Source organism: Pseudomonas sp. 91RF, from assembly GCF_003576265.1.
GTDB lineage: Bacteria > Pseudomonadota > Gammaproteobacteria > Pseudomonadales > Pseudomonadaceae > Aquipseudomonas > Aquipseudomonas kribbensis.
In genome coordinates, this window is record NZ_QWFC01000012.1 from 46,241 (window position 1) to 62,023 (window position 15,783).

14 protein-coding genes and 1 tRNA gene are annotated in these 15,783 nt (G+C 60.4%); 13 read left to right on the forward strand and 2 right to left on the reverse strand.

Annotated elements, in window-relative coordinates:
• The first annotated feature begins 95 nt into the window (after positions 1–95).
• From DXT77_RS02300 to ychF, 8 genes are all read left to right on the forward strand, one after another.
• Complete coding sequence (locus DXT77_RS02300) at positions 96–1,820, forward strand: tetratricopeptide repeat protein (protein ID WP_119426467.1); 1,725 nt, start codon at positions 96–98, stop codon at positions 1,818–1,820.
• A 3-nt stretch (positions 1,821–1,823) separates the two neighbouring features.
• Positions 1,824–2,441, forward strand: a complete 618-nt coding sequence (lolB, locus tag DXT77_RS02305; protein ID WP_085709291.1) for a lipoprotein insertase outer membrane protein LolB — start codon at positions 1,824–1,826, stop codon at positions 2,439–2,441.
• A gap of 2 nt (positions 2,442–2,443) precedes the next feature.
• Positions 2,444–3,295 (forward strand): 4-(cytidine 5'-diphospho)-2-C-methyl-D-erythritol kinase, encoded by an 852-nt coding sequence (gene ispE / locus DXT77_RS02310; protein ID WP_119426468.1) that lies wholly within the window; start codon positions 2,444–2,446, stop codon positions 3,293–3,295.
• Positions 3,296–3,332: 37 nt separating this feature from the next.
• Positions 3,333–3,407 (forward strand) — tRNA-Gln (locus DXT77_RS02315).
• Positions 3,408–3,452: 45 nt separating this feature from the next.
• Complete coding sequence (locus DXT77_RS02320) at positions 3,453–4,394, forward strand: ribose-phosphate pyrophosphokinase (RefSeq protein WP_003171603.1); 942 nt, start codon at positions 3,453–3,455, stop codon at positions 4,392–4,394.
• Positions 4,395–4,534: 140 nt separating this feature from the next.
• A complete protein-coding gene (locus tag DXT77_RS02325) occupies positions 4,535–5,134 on the forward strand; it encodes a 50S ribosomal protein L25/general stress protein Ctc (RefSeq protein ID WP_119426469.1) in 600 nt (199 codons plus the stop codon).
• 170 nt (positions 5,135–5,304) lie between these two features.
• On the forward strand, positions 5,305–5,889 hold the full coding sequence (pth, locus tag DXT77_RS02330) for an aminoacyl-tRNA hydrolase (RefSeq protein WP_007951726.1): 585 nt from the start codon (positions 5,305–5,307) through the stop codon (positions 5,887–5,889).
• 22 nt (positions 5,890–5,911) lie between these two features.
• Positions 5,912–7,012, forward strand: a complete 1,101-nt coding sequence (ychF, locus tag DXT77_RS02335; RefSeq protein ID WP_119426470.1) for a redox-regulated ATPase YchF — start codon at positions 5,912–5,914, stop codon at positions 7,010–7,012.
• A gap of 63 nt (positions 7,013–7,075) precedes the next feature.
• On the opposite strand, the gene DXT77_RS02340 is transcribed toward ychF, so the two are convergent.
• Positions 7,076–8,293, reverse strand: a complete 1,218-nt coding sequence (locus DXT77_RS02340; protein WP_119426471.1) for an MFS transporter — start codon at positions 8,291–8,293, stop codon at positions 7,076–7,078.
• Between the two features lie 333 nt (positions 8,294–8,626).
• Here DXT77_RS02340 and DXT77_RS02345 point away from each other — a divergent pair, with 333 nt between their 5' ends.
• Complete coding sequence (locus DXT77_RS02345; RefSeq protein WP_119426472.1) at positions 8,627–10,684, forward strand: methyl-accepting chemotaxis protein; 2,058 nt, start codon at positions 8,627–8,629, stop codon at positions 10,682–10,684.
• On the opposite strand, the gene DXT77_RS02350 is transcribed toward DXT77_RS02345, so the two are convergent.
• Positions 10,677–11,579, reverse strand: coding sequence for a LysR substrate-binding domain-containing protein (locus DXT77_RS02350; protein ID WP_119426473.1), 903 nt, complete (start codon positions 11,577–11,579; stop codon positions 10,677–10,679). The two genes, DXT77_RS02345 and DXT77_RS02350, sit on opposite strands and share 8 nt — an antisense overlap.
• 225 nt (positions 11,580–11,804) lie before the next feature.
• Between DXT77_RS02350 and DXT77_RS02355 the strand changes: the two genes are divergently transcribed.
• Genes DXT77_RS02355 through DXT77_RS02370 form a run of 4 tightly spaced genes read left to right on the forward strand, consistent with a single transcriptional unit; the run spans position 11,805 to position 15,739 of the window.
• Positions 11,805–12,923, forward strand: coding sequence for an ABC transporter ATP-binding protein (locus DXT77_RS02355; protein ID WP_119426474.1), 1,119 nt, complete (start codon positions 11,805–11,807; stop codon positions 12,921–12,923).
• 15 nt (positions 12,924–12,938) lie between these two features.
• The gene (locus DXT77_RS02360; RefSeq protein ID WP_085709284.1) at positions 12,939–13,859 is read left to right on the forward strand and encodes an ABC transporter permease; all 921 of its coding nucleotides are present in this window, start codon (positions 12,939–12,941) and stop codon (positions 13,857–13,859) included.
• Positions 13,859–14,665 (forward strand): ABC transporter permease, encoded by an 807-nt coding sequence (locus DXT77_RS02365; RefSeq protein ID WP_119426475.1) that lies wholly within the window; start codon positions 13,859–13,861, stop codon positions 14,663–14,665. Before DXT77_RS02360 ends, DXT77_RS02365 begins: the two co-directional genes overlap by 1 nt.
• A 27-nt stretch (positions 14,666–14,692) precedes the next feature.
• Entirely contained in the window at positions 14,693–15,739 is a 1,047-nt protein-coding gene (locus DXT77_RS02370) for an extracellular solute-binding protein (protein ID WP_119426476.1), read from the forward strand.
• Positions 15,740–15,783: the final 44 nt, after the last annotated feature.

Here is a 15,783-nt window from a genome sequence, read left to right on the forward strand (position 1 = left end):
CGGCCCCTATAATGGCCACAATCGAGACTCGGTTATGTTTGGCCGAAGGCTTGTGTCATGATGATCCGACCGCAGGTTAGTCGTCCTCTTCCTATATGAATAGATCTTCCGCGTTGCTCCTTGCTTTTGTCTTCCTCAGCGGCTGCCAGGCCTTGGCCCCCGTTTCGCACGATGGCACCCCGTCGGTCGAAGACACCACGCCAGCCCCTGAAAAGCCCAAGGTTTACAGCTCGTTCAGCCAGGAAACGGTGTTCAGCCTGCTGAGCGCCGAACTCGCCGGCCAGCGCAATCGTTTCGACATTGCCCTGGACAACTACGTGACCCAGGCCATCAACACCCAGGACCCGGGTGTTTCCGAGCGGGCGTTCCGTATCGCCGAATACCTGGGCGCGGATCAACCGGCGCTGGATACCGCACTGATCTGGGCAAAAAACGCCCCGGATGACCTCGAAGCGCAACGCGCCGCCGCCGTGCAACTGGCACGCGCCGGGCGTTATGACGACTCGATGGTCTACATGGAGAAAGTCCTGCAGGGCAAGGGCGACACCCATTTCGACTTCCTCGCGCTGTCGGCCGCCGACACCGATCAGGAAACCCGCAATGGCCTGATGAAAAGTTTCGACCGCCTGCTGCAGCGTCACCCGCACAACAATCAGCTGATTTTCGGCAAGGCCCTGCTGATGCAGCAGGACGGCGACACCAAAGGTGCGCTGACCCTGCTTGAAGACAATCCGCCGGACGACGGCGAAATCGCCCCGATCCTGCTGCGTGCCCGCCTCCTGCAAGGGCTGAACCGTGGCGACGAGGCCCTGCCGCTGCTGCAGAAGAACATCAAGAAGTACCCGGACGACAAGCGCCTGCGCCTGACTTACGCGCGGATGCTGGTGGAACAGGACCGGATGGACGATGCCAAGGTCGAATTCTCCACACTGGTCCAGCAATACCCGGAAGACGACGAACTGCGTTACTCGCTGGCATTGGTGTGCCTGGAAGCCAAGGCCTGGGACGAGGCCAAGGGTTACCTGGAAGACCTGATCGCCCGGGAAAGCCATGTCGATTCCGCGCATCTGAACCTGGGGCGCATCGCCGAAGAACGCAACGACCCGCAAGGCGCGCTGATCGAATACGCCCAGGTCGGGCCGGGCAACGACTATCTGCCGGCGCAATTGCGTCAGGCCGACATCCTGATGAGCAACGGCAAGACCGCCGAAGCCCAGAGCAAACTGGCCGCCGAACGTGATGCGCAGCCGGATTACGCGATCCAGTTGTACCTGATCGAAGCCGAGACCCTGTCCGCCAACAATCAGGGCGACAAAGCCTGGAAAACCCTGCAACAGGCGTTGCTGCAATACCCGGACGATCTGAATCTGCTCTACACCCGCGCGATGCAGGCGGAAAAACGCAATGACCTGGCGCAGATGGAAAAAGACCTGCGCCTGATCATCAAGCGCGATCCGGACAACGCCATGGCGCTCAACGCCCTCGGCTACACCCTGTCCGACCGCACCACGCGCTACGCCGAAGCCAAGGCACTGATCGAGCAGGCACACCAGATCAATCCGGAAGACCCGGCGGTACTCGACAGCCTCGGCTGGGTGAATTTCCGCATGGGCAACCTGGATGACGCCGAGAAGTATCTGCGTCAGGCGCTGGAGCGCTTCCCCGATCACGAAGTCGCTGCTCACCTGGGCGAAGTCCTGTGGACCAAGGGTAACCAGCGCGAAGCCAAACAAATCTGGGGCAAGTTCCTCAAGGATCAGCCCGACAGCATCATCCTGCGCAGCACCATCAAGCGCCTGACCGGATCCGAGACTCTTTAACCCATGTTTTTGCGCCACGTCATTGTTTTCAGCTTCATCGCCCTGCTCGCCGGTTGCGCGGGTTTTGGCGCTCGCGAATCCGTCGAGGGCCATGGCAGCCCGGCACAATGGGCCGCGAACAAACAGCAACTGACCGGCCTCGACGGCTGGCAGATCGACGGCAAGATCGGAATTCGCGCCCCGAAAGATTCGGGGAGCGGCACGCTGTTCTGGCTGCAACGCCAGGATTATTACGACATCCGCCTGTCCGGCCCGCTGGGTCGCGGCGCGGCGCGACTGACCGGTCGCCCGGGCAAGGTTTCGCTGGAAGTCGCCAACCAGGGCCGCTATGACGCGCAGTCGCCAGAAGTCCTGCTGGAAGAACAGCTGGGCTGGAAATTGCCGGTATCGAATCTGTCCTGGTGGGTTCGCGGCCTGCCGGCCCCGGCCAGCAAGAGCCGGCTGACCCTCGATGCCGACAGTCGCCTGGCCAATCTGGAACAGGACGGCTGGCAGGTCGAGTACCTCGGTTATGCCGAACAGAATGGTTACTGGCTGCCCGAGCGGATCAAACTGCACGGCACCGATCTGGACGTGACCCTGGTCATCAAGACCTGGCAACCGCGTAAATTGGGGCAATAAGCATGACCGCTCCACGCCTGACGCTGCCTTCTCCGGCCAAACTCAACCTGATGCTGCACATCCTCGGTCGCCGTGAAGACGGCTATCACGAGTTGCAGACGATTTTTCAGTTCCTCGACTACGGCGACGAAATCACCTTCGCCGTCCGTGACGATGGCGTGATTCGCCTGCACACCGAATTCGACGGCGTACCCCACGACAGCAACCTGATCGTGCGGGCGGCGAAAAAACTTCAGGAACAATCCGGCTGCGCCCTCGGCATCGATATCTGGATCGACAAGATCCTGCCGATGGGCGGCGGCATCGGTGGCGGCAGCTCGAATGCCGCGACCACCCTGCTCGGCCTCAATCATCTTTGGCAGTTGGGCTGGGATGAAGATCGGCTGGCTGCACTGGGGCTGAGCCTGGGCGCCGACGTGCCGGTGTTCGTCCGTGGCCACGCGGCTTTCGCCGAAGGAGTCGGCGAGAAACTGACCCCGGTCGAGCCCGCCGAACCGTGGTATGTCGTGCTCGTACCGCAAGTCTCTGTTAGTACGGCAGAAATTTTTTCAGATCCATTGTTGACACGTAACACGCCGCCCATTAAAGTGCGCCCCGTTCCCGAGGGAAACAGTCGAAATGACTGCTTGCCGGTGGTAGCAAGGCGTTATCCAGAAGTACGTAACGCATTGAATTTGTTAGGTAATTTTACCGAAGCAAAACTCACCGGAACTGGAAGTTGTGTGTTTGGGGGCTTCCCAAGCAAAGCTGAAGCTGATAAAGTCTCGGCCCTTCTGACAGAGACCCTTACAGGGTTTGTAGCAAAAGGAAGCAACGTTTCGATGTTGCATCGCAAGCTGCAAAGCCTGCTCTAAAGGAACCAAGTGCCCGGCACTTGCAAGCAACAGATACAGGGGCGTCGCCAAGCGGTAAGGCAGCAGGTTTTGATCCTGCCATGCGTTGGTTCGAATCCAGCCGCCCCTGCCATTTTCTATACTCATCCAGGTTACCCTCAGCCTCTAGGTACTGCGCGTGTCCAAGATGATGGTCTTTACGGGGAACGCTAACCCCGATCTGGCTCGGCGTGTTGTACGTCAGCTGCATATCCCTCTCGGTGACATTTCTGTCGGTAAATTCTCCGACGGCGAAATTACAGCCGAGATCAATGAAAACGTTCGCGGTAAAGACGTTTTCATTATTCAGCCGACTTGCGCTCCGACCAACGATAACCTGATGGAACTGGTAGTGATGGCTGATGCCTTCCGCCGCTCCTCGGCTACTCGTATCACTGCTGTTATTCCTTATTTTGGTTATGCCCGTCAGGATCGCCGTCCGCGTTCCGCACGTGTGGCTATCAGCGCGAAAGTCGTTGCTGACATGCTTACCGTAGTCGGCATCGACCGTGTTCTCACGGTTGATCTGCATGCTGACCAGATTCAGGGTTTCTTCGATATTCCGGTAGATAACATCTACGGCTCCCCGGTTCTGGTGGATGACATCGAAGATCAGCGCTTCGAGAACCTGATGATCGTGTCCCCGGACATTGGTGGCGTCGTGCGTGCACGTGCCGTTGCCAAGTCGCTGGGCGTGGATCTCGGGATCATCGACAAACGCCGTGAGAAAGCCAATCACTCTGAAGTGATGCATATCATCGGTGATGTCGAAGGGCGTACCTGCATCCTGGTCGATGACATGGTCGATACCGCCGGCACCCTGTGCCACGCGGCCAAGGCCCTGAAAGAGCATGGCGCAGCCAAGGTCTTTGCCTACTGCACACACCCTGTGCTGTCGGGTCGGGCCATCGAGAATATCGAAAATTCCGTGCTGGACGAGCTGGTGGTCACCAACACCATCCCGCTGTCCGCAGCAGCACAAGCCTGTGCACGTATCCGTCAACTGGATATCGCACCGGTTGTTGCCGAAGCGGTTCGCCGCATCAGCAATGAAGAATCGATCAGCGCGATGTTCCGCTAAGGGCCCTGCCCTTCTCGAAATGTCTCGTTGACGAAAAGCGCCCCGCCCCAACACTCATGTTGGGGCGGGGCTTTTTTGCCCATGCCGCTTTGACGTCGGTCGCAGACGTCACCCGGACATGGCTATTTTGGAGATACAAAATGACTGATTTCATCCTGAACGCCGAAGCGCGTACCGACCTGGGGAAAGGTGCGAGCCGCCGCCTGCGTCGTCTCGCCAGCCAGGTTCCTGCCGTTGTCTACGGTGGTGACAAGGCTCCTGAGTCCATCACCATGCTGGCTAAAGAAGTAGCCAAGCTGTTCGAAGACGAGGCTGCTTTCAGCCACGTCATCCAACTGAACATCGGCGGCGTCAAGCAAGACGTGGTTGTTAAAGCCATGCAGCGTCACCCGGCCAAGCAGTTCATCATGCACGCCGACTTCGTACGCGTTGTTGCCGGCAAGAAACTGACTGCCGTTGTTCCAGTGCACTTCATCAACGAAGAAGCTCCGGTCAAAAAAGGCGGCGAGATCTCGCACGTTGTTGCAGAAATCGAAGTTTCCTGCGAAGCCAAAGACCTGCCTGAGTTCATCGAAGTCGACTTGGCCAAAGCCGAAATCGGCACCATCATTCACCTGTCGGACCTGAAAGCTCCTAAAGGTGTTGAGTTCGTTGCTCTGGCACACGGCGATGACAAGGCTGTTGCCAACGTCCACGCTCCACGTGTTGCTCCAGAAGCTGCCGAAGGCGCTGCAGAGTAATCACTCTGTAAAGCCGGAGTGAACAGGTAACATCGCGGACTGGAACGTAGCGAGAAAGCGGGCGGGAACGCGGAGTTTACATCCATGGTAAATGAGCATTTTTCGTCCACTTTCGCCGCGTTCCCCGATCGCGGCGATGTTATCCACCACTCCAAGGAAGGGCCCCTATCGTGACTGCCATCAAACTGATCGTTGGCCTGGGAAATCCAGGCGCTGAATACGAACAGACCCGGCATAACGCAGGGGCCCTTTTTGTTGAGCGCATCGCCCACGCACAGAACGTGAATCTCGTGGCCGATCGCAAGTATTTCGGCCTGACCGGGCGTTTTTCGCATCAGGGTCAGGACGTTCGTCTGCTGATTCCCACCACCTACATGAACCGCAGCGGCCAGGCCGTGGCGGCACTCGCCGGTTTCTTCCGCATCAAGCCCGAAGAAATCCTGGTGGCGCACGACGAACTCGATCTGCCTCCGGGCGTCGCCAAACTCAAGGTGGGCGGCGGCCATGGCGGTCACAACGGGTTGCGCGACATCATTGCGCAATTGGGCAATCAGAATACGTTCCACCGCCTGCGGCTTGGCATCGGCCACCCGGGCGTCGCCAGTATGGTTTCAAATTTCGTCCTGGGTCGTGCGCCACGCGCCGAACAGGAAAAACTCGATGCCAGCATCGACTTTGCCCTCGGCGTGCTGCCGGATATCCTCGCCGGTGAATGGAACCGCGCGATGAAAAACCTGCACAGCCAGAAGGCCTGACTCTAATCCGAGGGGAAACACCATGGGATTCAATTGCGGCATCGTCGGCCTGCCTAACGTCGGCAAGTCCACCTTGTTCAACGCCCTGACCAAATCCGGGATCGCGGCCGAGAACTTCCCCTTCTGCACCATCGAGCCGAACAGCGGCATCGTGCCGATGCCGGATCCACGCCTGAATGCTCTGGCGGAAATCGTCAATCCGAAGCGCATCCTGCCGACCACCATGGAATTCGTCGACATCGCAGGCCTCGTTGCCGGCGCATCGAAAGGTGAAGGCCTGGGCAACAAGTTCCTGGCCAACATCCGCGAAACCGACGCGATCGCTCACGTCGTGCGCTGCTTCGAAGACGAGAACGTGATCCACGTTTCCAACAGCGTCGACCCGAAGCGCGACATCGAAATCATCGACCTGGAACTGATCTTCGCCGACCTCGACAGCTGCGAGAAGCAACTGCAGAAAGTCGCGCGCAACGCCAAGGGCGGTGACAAGGACGCAGTAGCCCAGAAAGCCCTGCTGGAGCAGTTGATCCCGCACTTCACCGAAGGCAAGCCTGCGCGCAGCCTGATGAAGAACATGAGTGCCGACGAGAAGGCGATCATCAAGGGCTTCCACCTGCTGACCACCAAGCCGGTCATGTACATCGCCAACGTCGCTGAAGACGGCTTCGAGAACAACCCGCACCTGGACGTGGTCAAGGCCATCGCCGAAGAAGAAGGCGCTGTGGTGGTTCCGGTCTGCAACAAGATCGAAGCGGAAATCGCCGAGCTGGATGATGGCGAAGAGAAAGACATGTTCCTCGAGGCTCTGGGCCTGGAAGAGCCTGGTCTGAACCGCGTGATCCGCGCCGGCTACGAAATGCTGCACCTGCAGACCTACTTCACCGCCGGTGTCGAAGAAGTCCGCGCCTGGACCGTCCGCGTCGGTGCCACCGCACCGCAAGCCGCCGGCGTGATCCACACCGACTTCGAAAAAGGCTTCATCCGCGCCGAAGTAATCGCCTACAACGACTTCATCCAGTACAAGGGCGAAGCGGGCACCAAGGAAGCCGGTAAATGGCGTCTGGAAGGCAAGGATTACATCGTTAAAGATGGCGACGTGATGCACTTCCGCTTCAACGTGTAAAAGCTGCACCCAAGAAAAAGCCGCGTTTGATACGCGGCTTTTTTGTGCCTGGAATTCAGCCCGTCAGGCCTTTTTGGTTCTGGGCAGGAAAATCGCCAGTACCCCGAACAACGGCAGGAACGAGCACAGGAAGTACAGGTATTCGATGCCGTGAATGTCCGCCAGATGCCCGAGCAACGCCGCGCCAATCCCGCCAAAACCGAACATCAGACCGAAAAATACGCCGGCAATCATCCCGACATTGCCCGGCACCAGTTCCTGCGCGTACACCACGATGGCCGAGAAGGCCGACGCCAGAATGAAGCCGATCACCACGCTCAGGACGCTGGTCCAGAACAGGTCGACATGCGGCATCAGCAAGGTGAACGGCGCCACCCCGAGGATCGAGAACCAGATCACCGCCTTACGGCCGATCTTGTCACCGATCGGCCCGCCGAAGAACGTCCCCGCCGCCACAGCGCCAAGGAACAGGAACAGATGCAGCTGGGAACTGGCCACCGACAGGTCGAACTTCTCGATCAGGTAGAACGTGAAGTAACTGGTCAGGCTGGCCATGTAGAAATACTTGGAGAATACCAGCAACCCGAGCACCACCAATGCACTGACCACCCTGCCCTTCGACAGTCCATGAGTGGCAGCCTGGCCGGCCTTGAGCTTGAACAGGTTCAGGTGATGGGCGTACCAGCGACTGATGCGGTACAGCACGAACAGCGCAAACACTGCGAACAGCCCGAACCACGCCACATTGCCCTGCCCAAAGGGAATGATGATCGCAGCCGCCAGCAACGGCCCGAACGCAGAACCGGCATTGCCGCCGACCTGAAAGGTCGATTGCGCCAGCCCGAAACGCCCGCCTGACGCCAGCCGCGCAATGCGAGAAGCTTCCGGGTGAAAGGTCGAGGAGCCGATGCCGATCAGCGCTGCCGCCAGCAGAATCAGCGGAAAACTGCCGACCATCGACATCATCACAATGCCAACCAGCGTGCACACGGACCCGGCTGGCAACAGCCACGGTTTCGGATGCCGGTCAGTGTGATAACCGACCCACGGCTGCAACAGCGAAGCGGTCAATTGAAAGGTCAGGGTAATCAGGCCGACCTGAGTGAAGCTCAGGCCATAGTTGGCCTTGAGCATCGGATAGATCGACGGCAGCACTGACTGGATCAGGTCGTTGATCAAATGCGCCAGCGCCACGGCGCCGATGATGCGCATCACCAGTGGACTGCTTTGGGGAGGAGCGGACGCCGACGCAGCGGCGGTCTGAACGTTGCTGATAGCCATGGGAGTTTCCGTACAGCAGATGGGTGCACGCAGGCAGGTGCGTCAATGTGCCATTTTTCGGTGCGCCAGCGCCATCCCCTTAGCCAGCTAACGAACTATTCATTCATCGCAGTAAAAGTGATAGCGCAAAGCCATGGTCTGATTCTTGCCTTGCTTCTTCGCTTGAACGCGGCCCCCTTACAAAGGGGATCGAGAATGGGAAGTTCTGCTACAGAGTCTGCCTACAGAGCGGGCGAGAGTGGACTTTCGAAGCCTTTTAGCAGGGCACGGATCGCGCTCGCAAAGAGCGCGGCGCACGCCAATGGTGCGTGGTGTCCAGAGGAGTCATGGGGCATGCAGGCTTTCTTGTTACCGGGGATCAAATTGCTGGGGCGGTTTGGCTTCGCGCGTAAATTCCAGTTGTTGTTTCTGCTGTTCATTCTGCCGTTGGCCGGCAGCCTGTTGATGATCGGCCAGGACTATCGCGTCAAGCTCAACCTGATTTCCGGCGAACGTGCCGGCGTGCGGCAGTTGCTCGCCCTCGATGCGCTCGACAACCTGCTCGCCGCTCAACGCGACCGCGCAGCTCGCTGGCGTGCCACGGAAACCAACCGCCAACCGACACCCGCCACCCTCGCGGCCATGGCTGCATTCGATGCCGTACAACCTGCCGTCGCACAGGCCACAGTGGATCTGGGCAATGCCTTGCAAGCCGAAGCTGCAGAAGGTGAAACCCTGGCCCGTTATCAAGCCCTGCAAACCGCGCTCGGCGGTCTGGACTCCAAGAGCCTGGCCGGCGTCGGCTGGTGGCCGGACGGTTACGATCGCTTCACCAACGCCCTCAGCGCCCTGCAAGCGTTGCGCGAACAGATCGCGATGGACAATCGGCTGATCCTCGCGCCGTGGCTGGAAACCTATCTGTTGACGCAGATTTCCACCCAACATGCACCGGACCTGATCGAACGGGTCGGCCGACTCGCGGCGGTCGGGCAAGCATCCGTAGTCTCCGGTCAGTTCACCCTGCAAAGTCGCCTGCAACTGCGTGACCTGCGCAGCCGCATCGGTGATGCCCGCGAACAGCTTGTTAAAACGGCAAGCCTTCTGGAAGCGCGGCTGCCGAACGATCTGCAAGGCTGGGCCGGGCAGTATCACGACAGCCTCAAACAGCTGGATGCCGGTTTGAAGGTGCTGGATGACGGCGTGTTCGGCGGCAGCATCAATCTCAAACCGGAAGACTTCGAACGCAGCCTCGATGCCCTGCTCGGCAATCTCGCCACGCTGCGTCAGCAATCACTGGTGGCACTGGATCAGCGACTGGACGATTACCACGGTTCGGCGATCCGCCAGTTCATCGTGGTCGCGGCGGTGTTCGGTTGCCTGTTGCTCGCGGCGCTATACCTGTTCGTCTGCCTGCAGGCTTCGATCCGTCGCAGCGCCAGCGGCATCACCGTACTCGCCGAAGCGTTGCGCGACGGCAATCTGAGCCTGCAAGTGCCTGTCGTGGGTCGCGATGAACTGGCCTCGATCAGCACCGCACTCAATGTGGCCGTGGTGCAATTGCGCACCAGCCTGCTGGGGGTCGATCACGAGACATCGCAACTGAGCCACGCCGTGCGCAGCCTCAACGATCACTCCAGCGGCGCGCTCAGCGAGGTCGAAGCCCAGCAATTGCAGATCAGCCAGATCGCTGCCGCTGCCACGCAATTGGCGGCCACGTCCCAAGGTGTGGCGCAGAGTTGCGAACAGGCCTCCGGCAGCGCCCAGCAGACCCGGCGCATCGCCACCGACAGCAGCCGCGACAGTCAACGCACCACGGCGAGCATTCAACAGCTCAATCAGCGCCTGAACGAAACGGCGGCAGCGCTGGGTCGGGTCAGCGAGCAGGGGCAGCAGATTCAACTGGTGGTCGACACCATTCGCGGGGTCGCCGAGCAGACCAACCTGCTGGCACTGAACGCCGCCATCGAAGCCGCTCGCGCCGGTGAACAGGGTCGCGGTTTTGCCGTGGTGGCCGACGAGGTGCGCAGCCTCTCGCAGCGCACGCAATCGTCCACTGCGCAAATCGCCGGTACGGTCGACAGCCTGCGCAATACGGTCAATGAAGCGGTGAGCCTGATGGAGGCGGCCTGCGGCCAGGCGCAATCGGATGCCGAAGCCGTCACCGGGCTGGGCGAACGTCTGGGGGAAATCGCCAGTGCCGTGCAGAGTGTCACCGACACCCTCGCCCAGATCGCCACGGCGGTGGAAGAACAGGCCAGCACCGCCGATGAGGTCAGCGGCAATATCCAGCAGGTCGATCAGGCAGCGGTTCGCCTGCTCGACGGCGCGCGGGCCGTGAACCTGGCGGCAGATACCTTGAGCCAGGGCAGCAAGGCCTTGAGCGACAACACCGCACGCTTCCGGCTCAGTTGATCAGCGCTTCGGGGAAGTCCTTTTCCAGTTCGGACTTGAGCCATTGAATGAACCACGCCGCATCCGCCGACAACTCGGCGGACGGCGTCAGCACCCGATAGCTTTCCAGCTTCACCTGAGCGTCCACTGCGCGCACCAGTTTGCCGGACCTGAGTTCTTCGCGGACCAGCACCTCATTGGCCAACGCAATGCCCTGCCCGCTCTCGGCCACCGATAACGCGTGATCGTTGTTGACGTAGAGCATGTCGGAATTGAGGTGAATATCCAGGTCATGGGCGGCGAACCACAGGTTCCACCACTCGCCGTCATCGACGTGGATCAACTCGTGCCGGACCAGATCGGCCGGGCCGCCGAGCGGCTCGATGCTTGCCAGGTATTGCGGGGTGCAGATCGGAAACACACGGGGGCAGATCAACGCTTCACGGGAGTCCGCGTACTGCCCGTCGAGGCCGTAGACGATGCCGAGATCGGCGCTTTTGCCATCCACTTCGGTAAAGGTCGAGTTCGGTTCGATGGCAAACTTCAACCCCGGGCGCAGGTGACGCATGGCCTCGATGCGCGGCATCAGCCAGCGCTTGGCAAAACCCGGCACCACCATGATCCGCAGCCAGCGCTCGGCCTCTTTGGGGCGTGCCTCCTTGCCGGCCTCGATGATCAATTGCAGGGCAGTCGCGATCTTGCGGTGGTACTTCTCACCGGCCGGCGTCAGGTTGACCCCGCGCGACGTGCGTTCGAACAGCTGAATGCCCAGCCAGTCCTCCAGCAACTTCACATGCCGGCCAATCGCGGGCTGAGTCACGTGCAAGGCTTTCGACGCCTCGACATAGCTGCCCAGGCGGGCAGCGGCATCGAACGCACGCACTGCATTGAGTGGCGGCAAACGCTGGTCGGGCATGTTCCTGGCACCTGTCGGTATTAAATTAACTAACACCTGCCATGTTTAAATTGAAGTTTCGCCCCGCGCAACCCCTCGCCGATAATCGAGCCACAGCAGAACAACAAAACAGCTGGTTTCACCCGTACGCAATCTCGATCCTGCCCAGAAAAATAATATCCATGGCCCGACAGATTCGCTGACCGACAGCGCAATCGCAGGCGATGGGGGAATCGGAGGTAACGCATGAATGCCCTGCATTCGCTGCAAACGCTGGCGGTGTCGATCCGCTCGGTGCGCAAGGTCTACGGCGATCCGTCCACCGGTCCGGTGGCGTTGAAAAACATCGATCTGGATATCCGCGACAACGAATTCTTCACCCTTCTCGGACCCTCCGGCTGCGGCAAGACCACGCTGCTGCGGATGATTGCCGGGTTCGAATTTCCGACCCAGGGCGAGATCCTGCTCTACGGCGAAAACATCGCCGAGCGCCCGCCGTTTCAGCGCCCGGTCAACACGGTGTTCCAGCACTACGCCCTGTTCCCGCACATGACCATTGCCGAAAACCTGGCCTTCGGCCTTGAATCGCACCCGATGGGCAAGGTCCTGAACAAGGCGCAGATCGCCGAGCGCGTCCGCGAGATGCTTGCCCTGGTGCAAATGGAGCGCTTCGCCCATCGCAAACCGGCGCAACTCTCCGGTGGCCAGCAGCAGCGCGTCGCCCTCGCCCGCGCTCTGGCGCCGCATCCCAAGGTTCTGTTGCTTGACGAGCCGCTGTCGGCACTTGATCTCAAGCTGCGCCAGGCCATGCGCGAAGAGCTGAAAACCATCCAGGCCAGGACCGGCATCACCTTCATCTTCGTCACCCACGACCAGGAAGAAGCGCTGACCATGTCCGACCGCATCGCCGTGCTGTCCGAAGGCGAAGTGCAGCAAGTCGGTCGCCCGGAGGACATCTACGAACGGCCGCGCAACCGCTTCGTGGCCGACTTCATCGGCGAAACAAACTTCATTCAGGCCAGCGTCACTCGGGTCGAGGACGGCATGGCGTGGTTCGCCGGGCCGGCCGGACATCCGTTGCCGGCGCAACCGTGCAACGACGTGCAACCGGGTGCCAGCGTGACCCTGTCGGTTCGCCCCGAGCGCCTGCATCTGGTGCCGGCCAATTCTGACGCGGCGTTGCCGTGCCGGGTCGAAGCGCAGATTTATCTGGGTACCGACCTGCAATACCAGGTCAGCCTCGGCGACGGTTCGCGCCTCACCGTGCGCACGCCCAACTGCGTCGATCAGAGCCTGCGTTTTGCCGTGGGCAGTCAGGCCGGTCTGTTGTTCGACCGGGGAAGCGCCAGCGTCCTGCACGATTGAACCCGAGGAGTTGTCATGCACGCCTTACCGATCACCAACACGCTTGAACGCCGAAGGGCGTTCCAGAGCTTCCTCGGTGTCAGCCCGGCGCTGATCGCCATCGCCCTGTTTCTGGTGGTGCCGATCCTGATCGTCATCGGTTATTCGCTGATGGAAGCCAACCCCTACGGCGGGGTCAACAAGGTGTTCAGCAGCGACGCCTACACCTCCCTGCTGTTCGAACGGCAAATGGACGACAGCCTGGCCTTCGCCGACTCCTACCTGATCATCGCCCTGCGCTCGGTCGGGATTGCCGGCCTGACCACCGTCATCACGCTGCTGATCGGTTTTCCGGTGGCGGTGTGGCTGGCCATGCAGCCGGCGCATCGGCGTGGGCTGTTGATCTTCCTGATCACCGTGCCGTTCTGGGCCAACCTGCTGATCCGCACTTACGCGTGGATTCTGCTGCTGCGTAACACCGGAGTGATCAACAACAGTCTGATGGGCCTGGGCGTCATCCATGAGCCGCTGCAGTTGCTGTACACCGACGGCGCCGTGCTGCTGGGGCTGGTTTATACCTATGCGCCCTTCGTGGTTCTGCCGATCTACGCCACGCTGGAAAAAATGGATATCCGTCTGCTCGAGGCCGCTCAGGACCTGTATGCCGGACGCCTGCGCACCTTGCGCAAAGTGGTGCTGCCGATCGCCAGACCGGGAATCCTCGCCGGCGCCATTCTCACCTTCGTGCCGTGCCTGGGCGCGATGATTGCCCCGGAACTGCTCGGCGGCGGTACGCGGATGATGCTCGGCAACCTGATCTTCCGGCAATTCAGCGATGCCCGTAACTGGCCATTCGGCGCGGCGTTGTCGCTGGTGCTGATGGCTGCAGTGATGTTGGTGCTGACGGTTTATGCCTTGCGCGCCGAACGCCAGCGCATCGCCAAAGGAGGTGCGTGATGATCGGTCTGCTCAAACGCAAGGGGCTGGGCGTCCAGGACTTCCCCGGATTCGGCGGCTTCAGTTTCCTCTTCTACCTGTACCTCTACGCGCCGATCGTGTTGCTGGTGGTGTTCTCGTTCAACGCCAACCAGTCGGCTACGGTGTGGACCGGCTTCAGCCTCGACTGGTATCGCGCCGCGTTCGCCAATCAGGCGCTGCGCCAGGCGGCCGGCAACAGTCTGCTGATCGCAGTGTGCGCCAGCATGGTCGCCACGGCGATTGCCACCCTCGCGGCCCTCGGCACCTCGCGGGGTGCGAAGTTCAAGGGCCTGCAACTGTCGATGGGCGCGATCATGCTGCCGCTGGTGCTGCCGGAAATCGTCGTCGGCGTCGCCACGCTCGCGTTGTTCTCCACCATCGGCCTGTCGCTCGGCTACGGCAATCTGATCATCGCCCATACGGTGTTCTGCATTCCGTTTGCCTACCTGCCGATCCGGGCCCGGCTGAACGACATGGACCTGTCGCTGGAACAAGCCTCGGCCGACCTGTATGCCGGGCCATGGCGGACCTTTCGCAAAGTCACCCTGCCGTTGCTGATGCCGGGGATTTTCTCCGGGCTGATGCTGGCCTTCATCGTCTCGCTGGATAACTTCGTGATCTCGATGATGGTCTCCCAGGCCGGCACCACAACGCTGCCGATCTTCATCTTCGGCCTGTTGCGCATGGGCGTGACACCCGACGTCAACGCCGTGTCGACCCTGATCCTGGGCGTCTCGGTGCTGTTTGTCAGCCTCTCTTACCTGCTGGGCAAAAAGAACGCCTGAACCTTCCAAGAACCGTGGGGAAATAGCATGAGCAAGTGGATAAAAAGCGTCGGTAGTTCGTTGTTTCTGACTGTGCCGCTGGTCATGGCCGGGAATGTTCAGGCCGCCGAAAAACTCAACGTGGTGAGCTGGAGCGGTTACTTTTCACCGGAGATTCTCGCCAAATTCCAGAAGCAGACCGGCATCGAAGTCACCGTCGACTCCTACGACTCCAACGAGACGCTGCTGGCCAAGCTGAAGCAGGGCGGTGCCGGTTACGACGTGGCGATCCCCTCGCACCAGTTCATTCCGATCCTGATCAAGGAAAACCTGCTGGAGCGTTTCGATCCGGTCAAGGAGCCCTACTACGCCAGCGTGGTCGACAACCTGAAAAAACCGAGCTGGGACCCGGAAGGCGCCTATTCGGTGCCGTTCATCTGGGGCACCACCAGCGTGGTGCTCGACAGTGGCCGCTACAAAGGCCCGGCCGACAGCTACAAGGTGCTTTATGAGCCGCCGGCCGAGTTGCAGGGGCGGATCAACATGTTCGATTCGGTCAGCGACATGGTCGACATGGCCAGCCTGTACCTGAACATTCCGCTGTGCAGCGAGGACCCGAAACAGATGCAGCAGATCCTCACGCTGCTCAAGGCGCAGAAGCCATTCGTCAAAACCTACAGCTCCAAGGCCGGCTCGATCCGCGAGAACCTCGCCTCGGGCGAAATCGACATGTCAATGTTCTGGGGCGGTTCGTCAATGCGCGCCCGCGAGATGAAACCGAGCCTGAAATACCTGTACCCGAAAGAAGGGGTGCTGGCCTGGGTCGACAACATGGTCATCCCCGCGGGCAGCAAGAACCCGGCGAATGCCAAGGCGTTCATCGCGTTTCTCAGCCAGCCGGAAAACTCGGCGATGACCCAGAACTTCCTCAAGCATCAGAGCCCGATCAAAGGCGTCGAACCGTTCCTCGATGCGAATCTCAAGGATGCACCGGAACTGCATATTCCCGAGGGCACCCACGTGGTGTTCAGCAAAACCTGCGGTGAAGGCGCGATCCGTCTGGCCGATCGTCTGTGGACCAACCTGATGCGTTGATTTCTACCGCCCCGGCACGAGGCCGGGGCGTCTTTCCAGCCGTC